The following is a 5,156-nucleotide window of genomic DNA, read 5'->3' as shown; positions in this document are numbered from 1 at the left end:
AAAGCATTGATGATTTACCAAAAGATTATGAAGCACCTGACTTTTTCTTAAAAGAAACTGTACAAATGGTAGTAGATTGGTCGAATATTGGTAAAAAACCATAAATGTGTTTATAATATACACAAATATTGCCGCTTAGATTACTAAGCGGTCTATTTTTTGAAAAAATTTGCAAATGATATTAAGAGGAAGAGTGGGTGAAAACCTTTAAATTATTACCTATTATGATGGCTTTTTCAGGTTTAGCTTTAGCTGAAACGGCAACAGTTACTCAGGCTACAGCTGCACCTGTTGTGCAAGATACAATTTTACCGCAGTTAAGTTTTGCAGCCCAACAAGCTCGTGCCGCAGAATTGGTAAAACAGGCTGATTATGCGTTAGCTCAAGAACAAATTCGCCAAGAGCAAGCAAGAAAATTTGCAGAGGCAGAAGCGAGAGTGAATCAAGAAATTGGTAATAATGCCCTATTACTAAACCAAGCGACAACAAAAGTTTATTTAGACAATGAATTTGCCACAATGTGGAATGACAAAGCTGCAGAAAAAGCTTTTTTAAAAGAATATGCTTTATTTGCTGCAAGTGGTGTATCGTCTAAATCTGCTAAAGCATTACAACAAATCTTAAATCAGCCGGAAGGTTTGGGTAGAGATATTTTATTAACAGATTGCTTTTTAGATTATTTGTATTACAACAAAAATGTGTTTAAAAATGCCAATAACTGGTTATATAACTTAGGAAGCTACTCACCTAAAGCACCTTCTCTGGAACAAATTACTAAATGGACGAGTGCGGTAAAAGATGGTTCGTCAGGTCAGTTTGTAACTAATCTTGTGCCAAGAAATCATTTATATCGTGATACTGCGGAAAGAGTATTAGCAATGGTAGGTGGTTCATCTTCAGCAAAATCTAAAAAAGGTAAAGTAGCGGGGGGAGAAGTAGCAAATAATGGCGGTTCTTTCTATAAATTAGCACTAAATGCTCAACGCTTGCGTATTATTCCAAGTTTCAATAACGGTATTTTTGTGAATATTCCAAGTTATCAATTATATTACTTCCGTGATGGGGCATTGGCTTTGCAGTCTAAAGTGATTGTTGGACGAGCTGATCGTAAAACGCCGGTAATGTACAGCAAATTAAGTAATGTTGTAGTAAATCCGCCTTGGAATGTTCCAACGAGTATTATGACAAAAGATATTGTGCCAAAACTTGCCCGTGATCCAGGCTATGCAGATCGTGCTAGTTTTGAAATTTTAGATGGCAGCGGTAATAAAATTAATCCGCGTAGCGTGAATTGGTCGCAGTATTTAAATGCAAAAAGTACACCATACCGTATTCGCCAGCAAGCAGGTGATGATAGTGCATTAGGTCGCTATAAATTTAATATGCCAAGTTCAGATGCAATTTATTTACACGATACGCCAAACAGAGGACTATTTGGTAAGACAGACAGAGCGTTAAGTTCAGGTTGCGTGCGTGTAGAAAAAGCAGATGATTTAGCGACAATCCTTCTTAAAGAATCAGGTTGGAGCGTGGATAAAAAGAACCAAGTGTTAGGTAGTAAAAAAACCACTTCTGCACAAATTCGCTCGGATAACCCGGTTTATTTATATTATGTAACTGCTTGGGTTGAAGGTGGAAAAGTACAAACTTTGCCGGATATTTACAACCTTGATGCGAAAATTCCACAATATTCAATTAGTTGGGGAAAAGTTAAAAGTTTGATTTAACGTAATACATCACAAGCTCCAAGAAGATCCGGTATCTTCTTGGAACTTTTTTATAATTTAGATTACTAATTGTAATCTATGATTAAAAATTACACTATAGATTTACAGAAATTCGTTTATCGAAGCGATTTTCTCTAAATTATTAGCTAACCTATGAGGAAAAAATGAAACAAATTGATGTTCAACGCCGTAAGTGGTTATCACTCGGCGGACTTGTTTTAGGGGCTAGCCTTCTGCCGGGTCAAGTAATGGCAGCTCTTTCTACTCCTGCCCCTGCTGCATTACGTTTTCGTAATATTAATACAGGTGATACCTACACAGCGAAATTTGGTGCAGGTGGTTTAAATAAAAAAGATCTCGGTCAATTAAATTATTTGATGCGAGATCGTCATATCAATCAAGTTAAAGCGATTGATCCAAAATTATTCGTTAAACTTAACCAATTACAGCGTCGTTTAGGTTTCCATAATGCAGAAATTCTAGTATTAAGTGGTTATCGCTCGGCACAAACTAATGCAAGAATGCGTCGTAGAAGTCGTGGTGTAGCACATCATAGCTATCATATTCTTGGTCAAGCAGTAGATTTCCAAGTTTCAGGAGTGCCTTTAAATAAAGTAAAGCAAGCGGCAGAAAGTTTGAACAATGGAGGGGTTGGTTACTATCCTCGTAGTAATTTTGTTCACGTTGATACCGGTCCTGTTCGTACTTGGAGAGGCTAACAAGCGGTCATATTTTATGTTTAATTTGCAAATTATTCCTGTTAGCCCATTCCAGCAAAATTGTACTGTGATATGGGATAACAATAAAAATGCAGCTATTATTGATGCTGGTGATGATGCAGACCGTATCATTCAATTTGTAGAATCTCAAAATTTAAACGTGCAAAAATTGCTGATTACTCACGCACATTTAGATCATATTATGGCTGTTAAAGCTGTTAGAGATCATTTTAACGTTGAAGTGTTTGGTTCTCAGATAGCAGATAAACCGTTATTTGAACATTTACCTGAAATGTGCCAACAATTTGGCTTACCAGCGGTAGAAGGATTTTATCCGGATCACTGGCTAGAAGAAGGCGATGTAGTTGAGGTAGGTGAGTTAAAATACCATATTCGCCATTTGCCGGGACACGCACCGGGACATATTGGCTTCTTTGATTTTGAGAATAAAATCGCTTTTAGTGGTGATGTTTTATTCCAAGACAGCATTGGAAGAACTGATTTGTATATGGGGAGTTATGATCAGCTTTTAGAAACTATTCGTACTAAAATGTTTGATTTAGATGATGATTTCATCATTGTGCCGGGGCACGGCTCACATACCACTATTGGGCGAGAAAAACAGAGTAATCCGTTTTTGAAGTCGTAGAGATAAAAAAGCAGAGTTTTCACTCTGCTTTTTTACTATCTTGCACCTCGCAAATAAAGCCGGTAATTATGGCTTTCTTCAGTAGGTTTAATTAATGCCACGGTCTGTTTTTGTTTTGGCTGTAGCCATAATGGTTGCCAGCCTGAACTCTCTGCAATGCCATTAGGTGATTGTGTTACGCCGTCTTTATCGTACCAAAAGAGTTTATAAATCACATTAAGTGGAAAATCAGTTAAGTTAGCCACACTAAAAGTTTTGCCGTTGGTATCGAGTTCCACTTTTTGTGCAATATTTTCCTCAATATTAACAATAGGCTTTGAACCTGTTGGTAAATAGCTTACCGGCTTGCTTGCACAAGCGGTCAAAAAAAGTGAAAAAATTGCAAAAGTAAAATAGGATAAACGCATAATGTTACTTCGCCACTAATGGACCTAATTTCTCTCCACCAAGTAAGTGCATATGAATGTGGAACACTTCTTGCCCTGCGTTTTTATTACAATTCATAATTAAACGATAGCCATCTTCGGCAATACCTTCTTCTTTAGCAATTTTGGCTGCAACGGTAAATAAACGCCCTAATGCTAATTCATCTTCGGCAGTAACGTGATTAACGGTTGGAATAAATTTATTCGGAATAATCAGAATATGCGTAGGGGCTTGTGGAGAAATATCACGAAATGCCGTAACAAGCTCGTCTTGATAGACAATATTGGCAGGAATTTCTTTGTTGATGATTTTGGTAAAAATCGTTTCTTGGTATTCTGTAGTCATAAAATGTTCCTTCTAATCAATTAAGCCTAATACTTTTTTCACTGGGGCAAAACTTTTGCGATGATAAGGTGTTGCCCCAAATTCAATTAACTTTTCAAAATGTAACTTAGTCGGATAGCCTTTGTGTTTGGCAAAACCGTATTGCGGAAATTGTTTATCTAATTCCTCCATTTCTTGATCACGAGCTACTTTGGCAATAATCGATGCGGCACTGATTTCAGCTACTAAGCTATCACCTTTAACTACTGCTTGTGTCGGCACGGAGAATTGTGGTGGGCGATTGCCATCAACTAAGATGAAATCGGGCTGAATATGTAGACCTTCCACAGCACGTTGCATCGCTAACATAGTGGCGTGAAGAATATTTAATTCATCAATTTCAGCCGGTTCAGCTCGACCAAGCGACCAGCTCAGGGCTTTTGCTTTAATTTCTTCTGCCAATACTAAGCGTTTCTTTTCCGATAGTTTTTTAGAATCCATTAACCCTTCAATCGGATTATTAGGATCTAAAATCACTGCTGCGGTTACAACTGCTCCAACTAATGGACCTCGCCCGACTTCATCAACGCCTGCAATCAATTGGGCGTTTGGATAGATAAACTCACTCATTATTATACTTCTTCTTTTCTAAAATGGCGTTGGCTTTTGGTTTCAGACAGGCTTTCAATTAAGCGGTGGTAATTTTCAAACCGAATTGCAGAAATTTTACCATTTTCGACCGCTTGTTTTAATTCACAGCCCGGGTCGTTTTTATGTTTGCAATCACGGAATTTGCAAGTACCTAGCACTGATTGAAATTCACGATAGCCAAGCGTAATTTGTTCCGGCTCTAAATGCCATAATCCAAATTCACGAATACCCGGCGAGTCAATTAATTGACCGCCTTGTGGTAAATGGTATAAACGTGAAGCGGTAGTAGTATGTTGCCCCAATCCTGAATTATCACTTACAGATCCTGTGAGTGCATTGACTTCCGGCATAAGCTGGTTAATAAGGCTCGATTTTCCTACACCTGATTGACCAACGAAAATGGATGTCCCGTTTGCAAGATATTGATGCAAAGTGTGCATATTCTCGCCGGTATCGGCGGATAGGCAAAGTGTTTCATAGCCAATATCTTCGTAAATTTTTAATTGTTCTTGAACGGCTTTTCGTTCTGTTTCATCAAGTAAATCAATTTTGTTCAGCACGATAAGAGCCGGGATATTGGCAGTTTCGCAAATGACTAAATAGCGATCAATAATATTGAGTGAAAGCGTAGGCACAACTGCTGACACGATGATGATTTGA

Annotated in this window: 7 protein-coding genes; 3 read left to right on the top strand and 4 right to left on the bottom strand. The window is 37.9% G+C overall.

Annotation, left to right across the window (positions count from 1 at the left end; genetic code table 11):
- Window positions 1–197 precede the first annotated feature (197 nt).
- From ACJHV0_RS06295 to ACJHV0_RS06285, 3 genes are all read left to right on the top strand, one after another.
- Window positions 198–1,727, top strand: coding sequence for a L,D-transpeptidase family protein (locus ACJHV0_RS06295; protein ID WP_483133690.1), 1,530 nt, complete (start codon window positions 198–200; stop codon window positions 1,725–1,727).
- Between the two features lie 164 nt (window positions 1,728–1,891).
- Complete coding sequence (mepK, locus tag ACJHV0_RS06290) at window positions 1,892–2,446, top strand: peptidoglycan L,D-endopeptidase MepK (RefSeq protein ID WP_334233256.1); 555 nt, start codon at window positions 1,892–1,894, stop codon at window positions 2,444–2,446.
- A 16-nt stretch (window positions 2,447–2,462) separates the two neighbouring features.
- Window positions 2,463–3,095 (top strand): MBL fold metallo-hydrolase, encoded by a 633-nt coding sequence (locus ACJHV0_RS06285; RefSeq protein ID WP_025236588.1) that lies wholly within the window; start codon window positions 2,463–2,465, stop codon window positions 3,093–3,095.
- Window positions 3,096–3,130: 35 nt separating this feature from the next.
- On the opposite strand, the gene ACJHV0_RS06280 is transcribed toward ACJHV0_RS06285, so the two are convergent.
- The 4 genes from ACJHV0_RS06280 to rsgA form a co-directional block, all read right to left on the bottom strand.
- Window positions 3,131–3,502 (bottom strand): YcfL family putative periplasmic lipoprotein, encoded by a 372-nt coding sequence (locus ACJHV0_RS06280; protein ID WP_283386326.1) that lies wholly within the window; start codon window positions 3,500–3,502, stop codon window positions 3,131–3,133.
- A gap of 4 nt (window positions 3,503–3,506) precedes the next feature.
- Window positions 3,507–3,866, bottom strand: coding sequence for a purine nucleoside phosphoramidase (gene hinT, locus ACJHV0_RS06275; protein ID WP_025236586.1), 360 nt, complete (start codon window positions 3,864–3,866; stop codon window positions 3,507–3,509).
- Between the two features lie 12 nt (window positions 3,867–3,878).
- Window positions 3,879–4,478 carry a ribonuclease HII gene (rnhB, locus tag ACJHV0_RS06270; protein ID WP_200865334.1) on the bottom strand — a complete coding sequence of 200 codons (600 nt, stop codon included), beginning with the start codon at window positions 4,476–4,478 and terminating at the stop codon, window positions 3,879–3,881.
- A partial coding sequence (rsgA, locus tag ACJHV0_RS06265; RefSeq protein ID WP_483133689.1) for a small ribosomal subunit biogenesis GTPase RsgA occupies window positions 4,478–5,156 on the bottom strand: 679 nt, incomplete at its 5' end. The genes rnhB and rsgA, both read right to left, overlap by 1 nt.

It is taken from the genome of Mannheimia sp. (assembly GCF_056854775.1).
This window is presented reverse-complemented; position numbering and strand designations above follow the sequence as displayed.